Genomic DNA, 14,352 nt, shown 5'->3' with positions numbered 1-14,352 from the left:
ATGATGTAACCTTATTTTGACGATTATGTACTTATACGATATAATATACAACTAAAGGAGGGAAGATAATGGCAAAGACAAAACGTAAGAAAAAATCAAAGCAAGAACAGATTAGTGAAGAATTAAGAACACGTATTATTGCTTCGGTTTGCTTATTTTTAATTATTATCGCAGCTTTAAAGTTAGGAATAGTAGGCGAAAAATTAGATTTTGTTGTTCGTTATTTATTTGGTAACTTCTACGGCATTATTTATTCTTTATTTGTTGCTTTAAGTGTTTATGTTGTTTATGGTGCGACTTTGCCTTCCTTCTCTACTCCAAAGGCTGTTGGTTTTTATATGGCTTTAATTGGAATATTAGTCATGATGAATATTAATCAAGATGGCAATACAGGAATTCAAGTCATTCAAGTATATATTAAAACTATTCCTTTAAATAGAGGAGGATTAATAGGCGCTGTTTTATATGGTGTTTTAAGTATGCTTTTTGACTATGCAGGAGCTATGATCGCAGCAGTACTTATTTTATTAATTGGGATGACATTGATTTTTAGCCGTTATTATGTACAGTATAAAAAAACACATAAAGGGAAATCATTGTTACAAAAAAAAGATTCTCAACATGATACATATAAAGGAAAGAGTATTTTTAAAGAATTCTTTTCAAAGAAAAAAGAAGATCAATCATCCTTTTTCCCTGAAGACTATTTTGAAGATGAAAATCAAGAAACAGATTCTATACAAGAAAACAATGAAATTAATAAACTGGAAGAACCTCATTTAGATCAATTTAATGAAGAGGATCAGGATTTGCCAACAACTTTTGCTTATAATGAAGAGTCAAATTCTTTAGATATTAAAGACAAAGAAGAATTACAGGAAGAAGTCGTTGAAGAAAAACCACAACCTAAAAAAACAGGAAAATATCGTTTGCCATCTCTTTCATTATTGCAAACAATACCAAACAAGAAAAATGGTGAAAATAAGACACACGCTTTAGATAATGCAGAAAAATTGCGAGATGTTCTAAAAGAATTTGGGGTTCATGCGAGCATCAGCAATATTTTTATTGGACCTTCGGTTACTAAATATGAATTAAGATTAGAAACTGGAACAAGGGTCAATCGGATTATGCAGCTGCAAGATGATATTAAACTAGCTCTTGCGGCACGTGATATTCGTATTGAAGCACCTATTCCTGGAAAGTCAGCGATTGGTGTAGAAATTCCAAATCTTGTGCCTTCTATGGTTACTTTTAAAGAGGTTTTTAAAGATATTCCTGCCAATTTAAGGGATAATAAACTTTTGGTTCCTTTAGGAAAAGATATTAGTGGCAAAGCCATCTATGCTGAATTAAATAAAATGCCACATTTATTGATAGCTGGGGCAACGGGATCGGGTAAATCTGTGTGTGTTAATACAATTATTTGTAGTATTTTAATGAGGGCTAAGCCAGATGAAGTAAAACTGATTTTGGTTGATCCAAAAAAAGTTGAGTTATCTAATTATAATGGTATTCCTCATTTATTGGCGCCTGTTGTAACTGATCCCAAAAAAGCGGCAGCTACTTTACGAGAAGTCGTGGCTGAGATGGAAAGACGCTATGACTTGTTTACAAAAGCCAATGTTAAAAAGATTGAAATGTATAATCAATATGTTGAAAATAACAAAAATGATGAACTTGAAAAATTACCTTACATTGTTGTTATTTTAGATGAGGTTGCTGACTTAATGATGGTTGCAAGTAAAGATGTTGAAGATTGCATTATGCGTATTGCCCAACTTGCAAGGGCAGCTGGAATTCATTTGATTGTTGCAACCCAAAGACCATCAACCGATATCATTACAGGTGTAATTAAAGCTAATATTCCTTCACGTATTGCTTTTGCTGTTTCTTCTAGTATTGATTCTCGTACTATTCTTGATTGCTCTGGTGCTGAAAAACTTCTTGGAAAGGGTGATATGTTATTTTCACCAATGGGTTCTTCTTCTCCGGTACGTGTTCAAGGTGCGTTTGTTACCGATGAAGAAGTGCAGGCTATTGTCTATCATGTTACAAATCAACAGGCAGTTCAGTATGATGAAAAATATGTCAATGTTAAACCTACGCTATCTGCTAATTTAGCTAAAGAAGAAGCTGAAGATGAAGAATATGAAATGTGTCGTGCTTTTGTTATTAAAGCGCAAAAAGCAAGCACATCATTATTACAAAGGCAATTTAGAATAGGTTATAATAAGGCAGCAAGAATTATTGATCAATTAGAAAGTGATGGCGTCATTGGACCTCAAATCGGCTCAAAGCCACGTGAAGTCTATATTCGTGGTTATAGTGAAGAAGATATTTAAAAAATGATAGAATTGGTTCTATCATTTTTTAAAATAATGAATAATGGTGTATAATAATGTTTGTTTAAAGGAGTATTTATGGAAAAAAATTATATGATGAAAGGGTATCAGTTACATTTGATACCAACAACAAAGTTTAAAAATATTACAATTTCATTAAAATTACAAAACAAATTAGATTTAAAAACAGTAACAAAAAGAACTTTACTTTCTTTTATGCTTGTTACAGGAACACAAAAATATCCATCCACACAAGAGTTTTCGAAATTTTTAGAAAATTTATATGGTATGAAATATGGGACAAGTGTAACATCTAAAGGAAAAAGTCATATTATTAATATGAATAGCATTTGTATTAATCAAGAATACTTGCCTTATCAAGAGGATTTGTTAACGCAACAAATCCAAATGTTGAATGATGTTTTAAATCACCCTAATGCAATGAACCATCTTTTTAATGAACAAATGTTTGAAATTAAAAAAAGAGAATTAAAAGAACGCTTAATTGTTCAAAAAGATGACAAATTTTCTTATAGTTTAGAAAAACTATTTGAATATATGGGAAAAGATCAACCATTAGGTATTTCTACTAGTGGCTATCTTGAAGAACTTGATGCAATAACTAATGAAGAGTTGTTTGCTTATTTCAAGCAATGTTTAATGGAGGATCATAAACATCTTTATGTTGTAGGGGATATTGATGATTCTATTGTTAGCTTATTTGAGCAATACTTGACATTGCCTGAACAAAATCATACTTATGACACTTCTTATCATTATCAAGTATACCGTAATGATATTCAAGAAATCATTGAAGAACAAGATATTACACAATCTAAATTAAATATAGGTTATCAAATAGACAGTGAATTCATGTCACATAATCATTATGCTACGACTGTGTTCAATGCTTTGTTTGGTGGCTTTAGTCAATCAAAATTATTTAAAGTTGTTAGAGAACAACATTCATTATGTTATTATATTTCTTCTAGTTATGATGCGTTTAATGGTATTGTCATTGTTAATGCTGGGATTGAAAGAAAAGATTATCAAAAGACAAGAGAACTTATTGATGAACAACTTAAATTAATTCAACAAGGAAAGTTTAGTGATGAGGAATTAGATATTATAAAAGGTATGCTAAAAAATGCTTTGACACGTTCTAAAGATGAATCTTTAAGTATGATTTCTTTATTATATAATCGAGATATTACTGGTAAAGAAGAAACGGATGATGAATATTTGAGCAAATTAATGGCTGTAACTAAAGAAGAAATCATGGCTATTGCTGGTACAATGAAATTAGATACAATTTTCTTATTAACAGGGAGAAGTGAATAATGGAAGAATTATATTACCAAACATTAAAAGAAACTTTATATCATGAAAAACTTGATAATGGTCTAGAAGTATATTTACTGCCTAAAGTTGGCTTTGAAAAAACTTATGGATTATTTTCTACTCGTTTTGGTTCAGTTGATACCACTTTTATACCTCTTGGTGAAAATAAGATGATAACTGTTGAAGATGGTGTTGCTCACTTTCTTGAACATAAAATGTTTGATATGAAAGATGGTGATGCAGCCGACAAATTTGCTTTACTAGGAGCAAGTTCTAATGCTTTTACATCATCTAGTCGTACTGCTTATTTGTTTTCAACGACTTCTCATGAAAATGAATGTGTTGAACTCTTATTAGATTTTGTTCAAGAATTAGCTATTACTGATAAAAGTGTAGAGAAAGAAAAAGGAATCATTGGTCAAGAAATAAAAATGTATGATGATGATCCTGATTGGAGAGTCTATTTTGGGTCAATTGAAAACCTTTATCAAAATCATCCGGTAGCAAAGGATATTGCTGGAACAGTAGAAACGGTAAATAGAACGACTAAAGAAATGTTGGAAACATGTTATAAAACATTTTATCATCCCAATAATATGATGCTTTTTGTTGTCGGAAATATTGATCCTCATGTCACAATGAAACTTATCATAGACAATCAAAATAAAAAACATTTTGATTTACCTCAACCTATTGTACGACGTGAAATAAAAGAACCATTAGATATTAAAACACCGTTAGTTGAAAAAACAATGGATGTTGAAATGAGTAAGATTATTGTTTCAATAAAAGTTAACGAACAATTAAAAACACCCCTAGAAAAGTTAAAAAGAGAATTGTCATTAAATATCCTGTTTGATTTATTATTTTCTAAAAGTTCAAAATTATATAACGAATGGTTAGAAAAAGGAATCATTAATGATTCTTTCAGTGCAAACTTTACACAAGAAAGAGACTATGCATTTATTCAAATGGGCGGAGATCAAGATCGTTATCTTGAACTTAAAGATCAAATTTATGATTTTATTGAACATATTAAAGATATTAAATTCAATTTAGAAGATTTTGAAAGAATAAAAAGAAAAAATATCGGCAATTTTATAAATGTTTATAATAGTCCTGAGGCGATTGCAAACTTATTTAGTCGTTATTATTTTGAGGGTATTATTTCGTTAGATATTGTTGACATTATTTCAACAATTCAACTTGAAGATATTTATAGTGTTATGAAGTATTTTGATTTAAAGTATACATCAACGTTTATTGTAAAAAAATAAATGAAAGATGTTTATTAAAATATTTTCTATGGTATAATACCAATGCTAGAGAGTATAATAAATTTCCTACAAATTAGATAAGGGAACCTGATCTAAATAATGGTGTTGAAAGCCTGTCAAGAATAGGAATCCTAAAATTATTTAAAGGTGCCCACCTGCACATACCAGGGATAATCTAACAAACTCTCTAGTTTTTTATTAAAAGGAGATTATAACTATGGCTGAAATAGATCAAAAGTTAATTTCAAGAATTAATGAATTAGCTAAAAAGAAAAAAGAAGGAACAATTACTGAGGAAGAACTAGATGAGCAAAAAGAACTAAGAGCTCAATATCTTAAGGCATTCCGTGCGGGATTTAAACAACAATTAAGTAATGTAAAAGTTGTTGATGAAAAGGGGAATGATGTGACTCCTCATAAAAAAACAAAGCATTTAAACTAGGCATGAATTCACTGATTTGTGCCTTGTTTTTTATGTCGAAATGTGTATAATAAGATTTAGTTTTATTAAAAAGGGAGATTATGGAATGGACACGTCAAATTTATCTATAGCAACGATTAGAAGTTTAGGTATTGATACAATTAATAAAGCCAATTCTGGGCATCCTGGAATGGTTCTTGGATCTGCACCTGCTTTATATACTTTATTTACAAAAGAAATGAATTTTTATCATAAGGAAGCTAATTGGTTTAACCGTGATCGTTTTGTTTTAGCATCAGGTCATGCTTCGGCATTATTATATTCATTATTGCATTTATCTGGTTATCAAATTTCAATTGATGATTTAAAACAATTTAGACAATGGGGTTCTAACACTCCTGGACATCCTGAACATGGTATGACTGATGGGGTAGATGCTTCTTCTGGACCACTTGGACAAGGTATTCCAATGGCAACAGGAATGGCAATGGCTGAGAAGTTTTTAGCAACAAAATATAATAAAGAAGATTTAGATATTGTTAATCATTATACATATGTTTTATGTGGTGATGGAGATATGCAAGAAGGGGTAACTTATGAAGCTGCTTCAATTGCTGGACACTTATCTTTAGGAAAACTTATTGTTTTATATGATGCAAATCAAGTCACTTTAGATGGTCCATTATCAATGTCATTTAGCGAAAATGTTAAAAAACGTTATGAAGCGTGTGGATGGCAAGTCATAGAAGTTGATGATGGAAATGATATTGTTTCAATTCATAAAGCAATAAAAAAAGCTAAAAAGGAAAGTTTTAAACCAAGTTTAATTATTGTTAATACTACAATTGGTTTTGGTTCTAAAAATCAAGGAACAAACAAAGTACATGGTTCACCATTAGGACAAGAAGATGGTAAAAATGCCAAATTATCTTATGGGTTTGATCATGAAGATTTTTATGTTCCTGAAGAAGTTTATGATGATTTTAAAGATACATGTATTAAACGTGGACGTAATAAGTTCAACAAGTGGAATCGTACTGTAAAACAATACAAAGAAAAATATCCTGAATTAGCTAAAGAGTTATTTGATGCTATTGATGGACATTATCACCTTGATATTGATGAAATTACAAAGAAATATGAAAAAGGATATTCAGATGCGACAAGAAATACTTCATTAGAAATTATTCAAGAGGTAGCCAAACAAAATCCTACATTCATGTCTGGAACAGCTGATTTAGCATCATCAACTAAAACACAAATTAAAGGTGAAAACAATTTTAGTACAGAACATTATGATGGTCGTAATCTAGTGTTTGGAATTCGTGAATTTGCTATGGTTGCTATTTTGAATGGTATGACATTACATAAAGGTGTAAAAGTTTCTTCAGGGGGATTCTTAGTTTTCTCTGATTATTTCAAAGGTGCTTTACGTATGGCAAGCATTATGAAATTACCAATTATTTTACCATTATCTCATGATTCAATTGCTGTTGGTGAAGATGGTCCAACTCATCAACCAATTGAACAATTAACAATGCTTAGATCTTTACCTGATATTCAAGTCATAAGACCAGCTGATGCTATTGAAATGGCTTCTGCATGGAAAATTGCTGTAGAAACAACAGATTGTCCAACTGCTTTAATTCTTACAAGACAAAATGTAGAAACAATGGAAAATAGTAGCTATGAAGGTGTTAAACATGGTGGATATGTTATTGGGCATGAAAAAGACAGACTTGATGGTATTATTTTAGCTTCTGGTAGTGAAGTTAATCTTGCTATGAAAGCTAAAGAAGAATTATTAAAAGATAATATTGATGTACGTGTTGTATCAATGCCATGCATGGAATTATTTGATAAACAAGATCCTGCTTATAAAGAATCTGTTTTACCAAATGGTATCCGTCATCGTCTTTCTATTGAAATGGGAAGAGATTTCTGTTGGCATAAATATGTTGGCTTAGATGGAAAAACTATGGGTATTGATCAATTTGGAGCGAGTGCACCAGCAAATGAAGTGATTACTCATTATGGGTTCACTGTAGAAAACGTTGTTAAAAATATGAAAGAAATAATTAAATAAAGAATAAAGTTAATCTTTTTAAACTGTTGACAATAATTTGTTAACAGTTTTTTTATATCATACAATTGTTGTTGACATTAAATTTATGAAAAATTAAAACTAAAAAGCTAAGATAATATGGTATACAAATAAGACGCAATCGACAATGATGGCTATTTTGTTAACTATAAAAGCAAGGTTATTTTTTGATGTGCAAGTATATATGTCTGTTAGTATAGCGTATTAATGGACGAAAAATGAAGTGGCTTCAAAAAAGTGAGGATACGTTTTGTATGTACATAAAAGGATAAAGAATGGGTGTGTAAAATCAATCCTTTTTTTGACAATTATTTTTGTTTTGAAAGTGTATACTAAATATGGGTGATCAAAATGAAATATGTTATTTACCGTTATCGAGATGAACTATCAAATTTAATTCATAAATATCCATGTGTTATTGATGTTTTTCGTAGTATAAAACCGGATAATGTTTACCATGAAAGGCAATTACAACAAATATTTGCAGATAACGAAAATATTAATAATTTAATTTATCAAAACTTATCTTTGAGAAAAGGCTATAAAAGAAGTGGTAACAAACATTATTTTATTAATGAATTAACAAATGAAAAAATTTGTTGTATTGTTAATCATTATTACATAACAATACTATCTAAAGATAAATATAATATATTCTTTGATATATTATATCAAATTTCGCAAAGTTATGTTATAATGTCAAAGCAAGTGTAAATATTAGGAGGTATTACAATGGTATTATATTTAATCATTGGTCTAATTATAGGACTGGTAGCTGGTTTCTTTGCTGCACGTTATTTCTTTAAAAAACAAATGCAAAAAAATCCACCAATCAATGAAAAAATGATTCGTGCTATGTACATGGAAATGGGTAGAAAACCTAGTGAAGCTCAAATTAGAAAAATTATGAATACAGTAAAAGCACAATATAAATAAGGGATATCCCTTATTTTTTATTATGAAAATATATATTACGCGTCATTCTAAAACTCTTTGGAATGAACAATTTAAGCTTCAAGGTTGGAAAGATTCCCCACTCACTTTAGATGGAAAACGTGATGCATTGTGTTTAAAAGATGCAATCAAAGATAAAAACATTGACTCTGTCTATTCTAGTCCATTAAACAGGGCCTATGAAACAGCTCAAATCATTTTTCCTAAAAGTGAAATTATAAAAGATAAACGTTTAATGGAAATGAATTTTGGTATTTATGAAGGAAGAAATATTAAGGAATTAAAAAATAATCATGAATATCATGATTTGTGGAATAACCCTTCACCGAATTATGGATTACCAGGTGGTGAAACATATCAACAAGTTATTGATCGTTTTCAAAATTTCATTGACGAAAAATATAAAGAGAATCCTAATCAAACAATTTTTATTACTATTCATGGTATGTTATTTACAATTGTTCATGGAATTGCCTTAAATTTACCTGTAAATCGTTTTAATGAAATTAACGGGGAAATTATACGTGGCTGTTCTTTGTCATTGATTGAGTATAAAAATAGTCAATATCAAATACAGTATCTTGGCAAAGATGATTATTTGGATCCACAAACTAAAATTAGCTATAAATAAAAGTCATATAAACATATGACTTTTTTACATCCATTTAATTTTAGGTTCAGTATGATTTTTGATGCGCTTTAAATTTGGTATATGTCGGTAAACAAGAATAAGTACAATAAACAAATTAACGATTTTACCTGTAAGTGAAATTGACATAAATGGTGTGCATAGAAGCACTGTAAGTGATGCAAGGACAGATGATAATGAAACATATTTGAATATCTTTAGAATGATGAGGAATACAAGTAGTACAGCTAAAGCCCATAATGGATAAACTGCAAAGAAATATCCTATAGCAGTTGAGACGGCTTTACCACCTTTAAATCCTGCAAAGATTGGCCAACAGTGTCCAATGACACAAGCTAAAGCACAAATATATTTTAAATCTTGATTGATATGTAAAACAGAACATAAATAACTTGTTAAAAGTACAACTATCATTGCTTTAGATGCATCTAATATAATAACAGCCAAACCAACCGGTTTTCCTAAAACGCGTCCTGCATTTGTTCCACCCAAATTCCCAGATCCAGATAAACGAATATCTGTATTAAAAAACAACTTACCAATGACCAGAGCAAAAGGTATTGATCCATATAAATAACTTATTAATATAAGTATTATTTCTTTCATTTTTTTATCACCAACATTATTATAATGAAGAATATCAAAAAAGCAAATAATCTTTAAAAAAAATAAGAACTTTGATATAATAGGAAAAGCGTAAAAAGGAGGATTTATAATTCATGGCAAATAATCATTCATATGATGAATCAAATATTCAAATTCTTGAAGGACTTGAAGCGGTCAGAAAAAGACCGGGAATGTACATCGGTTCAACTGATGCACGTGGATTGCATCATCTCGTATGGGAAATAGTAGACAATGCAATTGATGAAGCACTTTCAGGGTTTGGTAATAAAATAGAAGTGACAATTGGCAAAGATAATAGTATAAAAGTCACAGATCATGGACGAGGAATGCCTACAGGAATGCACGCTTCAGGACGACCTACAACCGAAGTTATTTTAACTATCCTTCATGCTGGTGGAAAATTTTCTGAAGATGGTGGGTATAAAACATCTGGAGGATTGCACGGAGTAGGTGCCAGTGTTGTTAATGCTCTTTCTTCATGGCTTGAAGTGACCATTCATCGCGATGGTAAGATTTATCATCAACATTTTAGTGATGGTGGAGAGACAATTGGTAAACTAGAAGTTATTGGTAAGTGTAAAGATACGGGGACTACAATTCATTTTTTACCTAATAAAGATATTTTTTCAACGACTGAATTCAATTATAATATGATTAGTGAAAGATTGATGGAAAGTGCTTTTCTTTTAAAAGGAATTACAATTAATTTAAAAGATGAAAGAACTGATAAAGAGGTTTCCTATTGTTATGAAAATGGATTAGAAGCATTTATAGATTATTTAAATCTTAATAAAGAAACACTGCATCCTATAGTTTCTTTAGAAGGAGTAAGTCAAGAAATTGAACTAGATATTGCATTACAGTTTACAAATGGATATCAAGAAAATACCTTATCATTTGTTAATCTTGTTCGTACTGGAGATGGAGGAACACATGAAACAGGATTTAGAAGTGGTCTAACAAAAACTTTTAATGAATATGCTAGAAAATATGGCTTATTAAAGGAAAAAGATAAAAACTTAGAAGGTAATGATATTCGAGAAGGATTGACTGCTATTATTTCTGTCAAAGTTCCTGAACATTTATTGCAGTTTGAAGGACAAACGAAGTCTAAGTTAGGGACAACAGAAGCAAGAAATGCAGTAGATTCGTTAGTGTATGAAAAGCTGTCCTATTATTTAGAAGAAAATAAAGAGATTGCTGATTTACTTGTTAAAAAAATGATTAAAGCGGCACAAGTAAGAGATGCTGCAAGAAAAGCAAGAGAAGCTGCTAGAAAAGGAAAAGGAACAAAGCAAGAAAGAATATTAAGTGGAAAATTAGCGCCAGCGCAATCAAAAAACAAAAAGAAAAACGAATTGTATTTAGTCGAAGGTGATTCAGCAGGCGGAAGTGCTAAACAAGGACGAGATCGAAAATATCAAGCAATTTTGCCTTTGCGTGGAAAAGTGTTAAATAGTGAAAAGACATCAATTCAAGATATTATGAAGAATGAAGAACTGGCTACGTTAATTAATACTATTGGTGCAGGGGTTGGTGCTGATTTCCAAGTAAAAGATAGTCATTATGATAAAGTGATTATTATGACCGATGCCGATACTGATGGAGCTCATATCCAAATTTTATTATTAACTTTTTTCTATCGCTATATGAAAGATTTAATTTTAGCAGGAAAAGTATATATAGCTTTACCACCATTATATAAGGTTTCTAAAAAGGTAGGTAAAAAGGAACAAATTATTTATGCCTGGGAAGATCATGAACTTGAAGAAGCAAAAAAGAAAATTGGAAGAGGTTATAATGTTCAACGATATAAAGGATTAGGGGAAATGAATGCAACTCAATTATGGGAAACAACAATGAATCCTGAAACAAGAACATTAATTCAAGTGTCTATTGAAGATGCAGCTATTGTTGAAAGACGTGTTTCGGTATTGATGGGTGATAAAGTTGAGCCACGTCGTGAATGGATAGAACAAAATGTCCAATTTTCTTTAGAAGATGATTACAATATTGAATAAAGGAGTAAACTATGAGCGATAAAAAAATAGTCATGACACTAGAAACAATCATGGGAGATCGTTTCGGTAAATATTCAAAATATATAATTCAAGACCGTGCTTTACCAGATGTTCGTGATGGATTAAAGCCTGTTCAGCGTCGTATTCTTTATTCAATGAATAAAGAAGGAAATACAGCAAATAAACCATATCGTAAATCTGCTAAAACAGTGGGAAATGTTATTGGTAATTATCATCCTCACGGGGATAAATCGGTTTATGATGCGATGGTTCGTTTATCACAAGAATGGAAGATGAGAGCACCACTTGTTGACATGCAAGGGAACAACGGATCAATCGATAATGATCCTGCTGCTGCTATGCGTTATACAGAGGCAAGACTTTCTCCAATAGCCAGTGAATTATTAAAGGATTTAGATAAAGAAACTGTATTAATGTCATTAAATTTTGATGATACAGAATATGAGCCAACTGTTTTACCTGCTGCTTATCCTAATTTATTAGTGAATGGAGCTACTGGTATTTCGGCAGGTTATGCTACAGATATACCACCTCATAATTTAGAAGAAGTTATTGACGCTACGATTTATCGTATAAAACATGATCATTGCACTTTAGAAAAAATGATGGAATTTATTAAAGGACCTGATTTTCCTACTGGCGCCATTGTGGAAGGTATTGATGGGATTAAAAATGCTTTTAAGAATGGAAAAGGAAAAGTTATTGTTCGTGCTAAAACAGAAATCGTAGAAGATAAAAACATGAATCAAATAGTAGTGAGTGAAATTCCTTACGAAGTGAATAAAGCTGATCTTGTTAGAAAGATAGACGAAATTCGTTTTAATAGGAATATAGATGGTATTATCGAAGTGAGAGATGAGTCCGATCGTGAAGGTTTAAGAATTGTTATTGATTTAAAAAAGACTGCTGATGTGCAAAATACGTTAAATTATTTATATAAAAATACAGATTTACAAAAAAATTATAATTATAATATGGTTGCAATTAAGAATAAAAGACCTGTATTAATGGGTATTATTGATATTCTTGATGGTTATATTGATCATCAAATTGATGTTGTAACACGTAGCAGTATTTATGATTTAAATAAAGCTAAATCAAGATTACATATTGTAGATGGTTTGATTAAAGCTATTTCTATTTTAGATGAAGTCGTTAAAACAATTAGAGCATCTAAGGATAAGAGTGATGCTAAAAACAATTTAATTACACAATATCAATTTAGTGAAAAACAAGCGGAAGCAATTGTCATGTTACAATTATATCGTTTAACAAATACAGATATTGTTTCATTAGAAGAAGAAAAGCAACAATTAGATCTTCAAATAAATGAATTGAATGAAATTCTTGACAGTGATGATAAGTTACGGTCAGTTATTATTAACCGCTTAAAATCAATTAAAAAACAATATCCAATGCCTCGACTTACTCAAATAAAAGAACAAGTTAGTGAAGTGAAAATTGATGAAAAAGCGATGATTATTGCTGAAGATATTAATATTTCTATTACAAGAGATGGATATATTAAACGTATTTCTAATCGTTCTATTAAAGCAAGTGACAAAACACCATTTGGTAAAAAAGATGATGATTCATTAGTTGCTTTATTTAAAGCCAATACAGTTAATAATTTACTTTTATTTACTAATAAAGGAAATTATTTATTTATTCCTTGTCATAAAATAGAAGAATTTAAGTGGAAAGATGTAGGAAAGCATGTAAGTTATCTTGTTAAAGTACCAGCTGATGAAAAAATTGTTTCTGCCATTTTGGTTGATGATTTTAAACAGCCGTTGTATGTTATGATTGCTACTAAAAATGGGCAAATTAAGCGTACAGCATTGCAGGACTTTGAAGTACAGCGATATTCCAAGGCGATGAAATGTATGGGGCTTAAAGGTGAAGATGAAGTGATAGATGTAAAACTTACAGATCAAAATAGAGGAGTTATTTTAGTAACACGTGCAGGATATGGTGTGTTATATAGTGAACAAGAAGTTTCAATAGTAGGTCTAAAAGCTTCAGGAATTAAAGCACTTAACTTAAAAGATGATATTGTTGTTTCGATGGATGTTTTTAATCCAATGTTGACTTATTCATTGTTAGTGTTGAGTAGTGATGGTGGTATTAAAAGATTAAAATTAGCAGATATTCCAGCTTGTAAACGTACCACAAAGGGAACACCACTATATCACAATTTAAAAACAAAGACTATTTTCACGTATAAAGCTGTTGTTGTAAGTAATCAAGATGAAATTAATGTTACGACAACTTCATTAAATTCTAAGGAATTTAAAGCTGTTGATTTTAATAACGCACGTTTAGATTCACGCTTTACACCTCTTATTAAATTAAGTAAAAATGAATGGCTAAAAGATGTATATATTGATAAGCCATTATATACTTCTGATTTTATTATTAAAACAAATCAAGATATTCATTTAAAAAATAAAGAAGTCGTAGAAGATACATTGTTTGATTTAGTGGATAACCAAGAAAGTAGAAATCATGAAACGAAAGTATCACATGATAAAAAGGTTAATAAGTTTGAAAAATTATCACTTGATGACTTTTTAAAAGATTAAAACAACT

11 protein-coding genes and 1 other RNA gene are annotated in these 14,352 nt (G+C 30.2%); 11 read left to right on the top strand and 1 reads right to left on the bottom strand.

Annotated features, from left to right (window positions below; all coding sequences use genetic code 11):
• Window positions 1-68 precede the first annotated feature (68 nt).
• The 9 genes from DW911_RS00855 to DW911_RS00815 all read left to right on the top strand — a co-directional run bounded on the left by DW911_RS00855 (window position 69) and on the right by DW911_RS00815 (window position 9,073).
• On the top strand, window positions 69-2,345 hold the full coding sequence (locus DW911_RS00855) for an FtsK/SpoIIIE family DNA translocase (protein ID WP_118607361.1): 2,277 nt from the start codon (window positions 69-71) through the stop codon (window positions 2,343-2,345).
• Window positions 2,346-2,423: 78 nt separating this feature from the next.
• Window positions 2,424-3,686 (top strand): EF-P 5-aminopentanol modification-associated protein YfmF, encoded by a 1,263-nt coding sequence (yfmF, locus tag DW911_RS00850; RefSeq protein ID WP_118431054.1) that lies wholly within the window; start codon window positions 2,424-2,426, stop codon window positions 3,684-3,686.
• On the top strand, window positions 3,686-4,963 hold the full coding sequence (yfmH, locus tag DW911_RS00845; RefSeq protein ID WP_118431052.1) for an EF-P 5-aminopentanol modification-associated protein YfmH: 1,278 nt from the start codon (window positions 3,686-3,688) through the stop codon (window positions 4,961-4,963). The genes yfmF and yfmH overlap by 1 nt, the downstream gene beginning before the upstream one ends.
• Window positions 4,964-5,002: 39 nt before the next feature.
• Window positions 5,003-5,161, top strand: a non-coding RNA gene (ssrS, locus tag DW911_RS00840) — 6S RNA.
• Window positions 5,162-5,180: 19 nt separating this feature from the next.
• On the top strand, window positions 5,181-5,405 hold the full coding sequence (locus DW911_RS00835) for a DUF896 domain-containing protein (protein ID WP_118431050.1): 225 nt from the start codon (window positions 5,181-5,183) through the stop codon (window positions 5,403-5,405).
• Between the two features lie 85 nt (window positions 5,406-5,490).
• The gene (gene tkt / locus DW911_RS00830) at window positions 5,491-7,470 is read left to right on the top strand and encodes a transketolase (protein WP_118431048.1); all 1,980 of its coding nucleotides are present in this window, start codon (window positions 5,491-5,493) and stop codon (window positions 7,468-7,470) included.
• A gap of 369 nt (window positions 7,471-7,839) precedes the next feature.
• Window positions 7,840-8,202: a sporulation inhibitor of replication protein SirA gene (locus DW911_RS00825; protein ID WP_118431046.1), complete on the top strand. Its 363-nt coding sequence runs from the start codon at window positions 7,840-7,842 to the stop codon at window positions 8,200-8,202.
• A gap of 18 nt (window positions 8,203-8,220) precedes the next feature.
• A complete protein-coding gene (locus tag DW911_RS00820) occupies window positions 8,221-8,424 on the top strand; it encodes a YneF family protein (protein WP_118431044.1) in 204 nt (67 codons plus the stop codon).
• Window positions 8,425-8,446: 22 nt separating this feature from the next.
• Complete coding sequence (locus DW911_RS00815) at window positions 8,447-9,073, top strand: histidine phosphatase family protein (protein WP_118431042.1); 627 nt, start codon at window positions 8,447-8,449, stop codon at window positions 9,071-9,073.
• A 24-nt stretch (window positions 9,074-9,097) separates the two neighbouring features.
• Here DW911_RS00815 and plsY read toward each other — a convergent pair whose 3' ends face one another.
• Window positions 9,098-9,697, bottom strand: coding sequence for a glycerol-3-phosphate 1-O-acyltransferase PlsY (gene plsY, locus DW911_RS00810; RefSeq protein WP_118431040.1), 600 nt, complete (start codon window positions 9,695-9,697; stop codon window positions 9,098-9,100).
• A gap of 113 nt (window positions 9,698-9,810) precedes the next feature.
• Between plsY and parE the strand changes: the two genes are divergently transcribed.
• Both parE and parC read left to right on the top strand, forming a co-directional pair.
• Entirely contained in the window at window positions 9,811-11,739 is a 1,929-nt protein-coding gene (gene parE, locus DW911_RS00805; RefSeq protein ID WP_118607360.1) for a DNA topoisomerase IV subunit B, read from the top strand.
• Window positions 11,740-11,750: 11 nt separating this feature from the next.
• The gene (parC, locus tag DW911_RS00800) at window positions 11,751-14,345 is read left to right on the top strand and encodes a DNA topoisomerase IV subunit A (RefSeq protein ID WP_118607359.1); all 2,595 of its coding nucleotides are present in this window, start codon (window positions 11,751-11,753) and stop codon (window positions 14,343-14,345) included.
• The last annotated feature ends 7 nt before the right edge of the window (window positions 14,346-14,352 follow it).

This window comes from Erysipelatoclostridium sp. AM42-17 (assembly GCF_003480255.1).
In the GTDB taxonomy this organism is placed as follows: domain Bacteria; phylum Bacillota_I; class Bacilli_A; order Erysipelotrichales; family Coprobacillaceae; genus Faecalibacillus.
Note: the sequence above shows the minus strand (reverse complement) of the source record. Positions and strands in the feature narration are given on the sequence as shown.

Coding starts and splice junctions, on each gene's coding strand:
- DW911_RS00855 (WP_118607361.1), top strand. CDS start 69: ATGGCAAAGACAAAACGTAAGAAAAAATCAAAGCAAGAACAGATTAGT.
- DW911_RS00815 (WP_118431042.1), top strand. CDS start 8,447: ATGAAAATATATATTACGCGTCATTCTAAAACTCTTTGGAATGAACAA.
- tkt (WP_118431048.1), top strand. CDS start 5,491: ATGGACACGTCAAATTTATCTATAGCAACGATTAGAAGTTTAGGTATT.
- yfmF (WP_118431054.1), top strand. CDS start 2,424: ATGGAAAAAAATTATATGATGAAAGGGTATCAGTTACATTTGATACCA.
- plsY (WP_118431040.1), bottom strand. CDS start 9,697: ATGAAAGAAATAATACTTATATTAATAAGTTATTTATATGGATCAATA.
- yfmH (WP_118431052.1), top strand. CDS start 3,686: ATGGAAGAATTATATTACCAAACATTAAAAGAAACTTTATATCATGAA.
- parE (WP_118607360.1), top strand. CDS start 9,811: ATGGCAAATAATCATTCATATGATGAATCAAATATTCAAATTCTTGAA.
- DW911_RS00820 (WP_118431044.1), top strand. CDS start 8,221: ATGGTATTATATTTAATCATTGGTCTAATTATAGGACTGGTAGCTGGT.
- DW911_RS00825 (WP_118431046.1), top strand. CDS start 7,840: ATGAAATATGTTATTTACCGTTATCGAGATGAACTATCAAATTTAATT.
- DW911_RS00835 (WP_118431050.1), top strand. CDS start 5,181: ATGGCTGAAATAGATCAAAAGTTAATTTCAAGAATTAATGAATTAGCT.
- parC (WP_118607359.1), top strand. CDS start 11,751: ATGAGCGATAAAAAAATAGTCATGACACTAGAAACAATCATGGGAGAT.